This window comes from Oleiphilus sp. HI0043, assembly GCF_001634935.1.
This window is the reverse complement of sequence record NZ_LWEY01001951.1, coordinates 1-1,337: the sequence shown is the minus strand read 5'-3', so window position 1 is coordinate 1,337 and position 1,337 is coordinate 1. Positions and strand designations below refer to the sequence as shown.

Annotated in this window: 2 protein-coding genes; one reads left to right on the top strand and one right to left on the bottom strand. The window is 44.2% G+C overall.

The genetic code is table 11. The features are described from left to right. The coding region (locus A3729_RS33695) for a PEP-CTERM sorting domain-containing protein (protein WP_197476310.1) at positions 1-600 on the top strand (600 nt) is incomplete at its 5' end. Between the two features lie 69 nt (positions 601-669). Here the strand turns inward: A3729_RS33695 and A3729_RS30200 are convergent. After that, positions 670-1,269, bottom strand: a complete 600-nt coding sequence (locus tag A3729_RS30200) for a hypothetical protein (RefSeq protein WP_068515177.1) — start codon at positions 1,267-1,269, stop codon at positions 670-672. Between the last annotated feature and the right edge of the window lie 68 nt (positions 1,270-1,337).

Below are 1,337 nucleotides of genomic sequence, written 5' to 3'. Positions count from 1 at the left end.
TACACTGGTGAAACGTCCGCAACAAACATCAACCTTGGCTCACAAGGAAACGGTTATTACCTTTGGACAACTGAAGGCAATGACTATCAATGGAATGTTCGTTGGAGAAGCCCAAATGTATCATCAAACGCCACATGGTTTGGTAGCTTCGAAGTCGTAAATGGCAGCTCTCCTACAGCTACAACCATTAGCTTTGACGGCAGTGACTACACCTCTACAAGCAACTGGGGCAATACTATCAACTGGACTGCAAAAACAAATAGCAATGGCTATGATGGGTTTACCTTTGACCTTGACAAAGACACAAAGCTTACTCGCTTTAACTTGGGTTCAAGCCTTTTTGCTGACCTGGAAGACAACACAACAGATCCAGGCACTGAAGGCTTCGGCATCTTCATCGGCCAAAACTATGCAACACCAAACGTTCTAGTTGGTAGCAAGCCATATACGAAGTACAAAAATGTTGACGGCGTAATCGTAGAATCGCGCGGTGACGGCATCCACCAGTCATTCGAAGTATCAGTTGCAGAGCCAGGCACTCTAGCTCTTCTAGGTCTTGGTTTGGCTGGTCTAGGTTTCGCTCGTCGTAAGCAAGCTTAATCTAGCACTCGCAAGTAATAATAAAAAAGCCTCGCATTTGTGAGGTTTTTTTATGCCTATCAATCTTGTCTAAAACCACCCACTATTTAAGTCATCTTTACACGACCAGTATTGCTCACTATATTTTTTAGCCCGAGCCTCAACCTTCTTCGCTACCTTTTTTAGCCAAGGTTTTTTTTCATAACTAGCTCTACGATAACCACCATGCCCTTCGTGATAATTTAGGTATTGTGCGTAGGCATCCCATTTACTAACCTTGTTTATCTTGCTACTTCGATTCATATACCAACCGACAAAATCAATCGCATCATCAAAATCATCGCGATCTGCAAAGGTGCTCCCGGCGTCAGCTACATATTCTCCCCAAACAGGAGTCTTAGCCTGAGAATAACCATACGCATCGCTCGCTCGACCGATAGGAATAAATCCAAGGAAGTACTCCATCGGCGGTGCCGCATCGTATTTAAAAGATGACTCTTGATACATTATGGCCATTGGAATGTGAACAGGGACTCCCCAGCGTTCCCGTACATCGAGCGCGGCATCATGCCAGTCTGGCTTTTCTTCGAATATTTTACAAATATTTTGAGGTTGTTCAGGCGGCAAGCTGGAGCAGCCAGCCAGACTTAAACCTCCAAGCAAAAGAAAACTAAAGCGATAATTAGACAAGCTCTCCCTCCTTACTTTTACCTATTCTCCAGATAAAGATCACCAACATCTGAACCAAAATTAGCGGA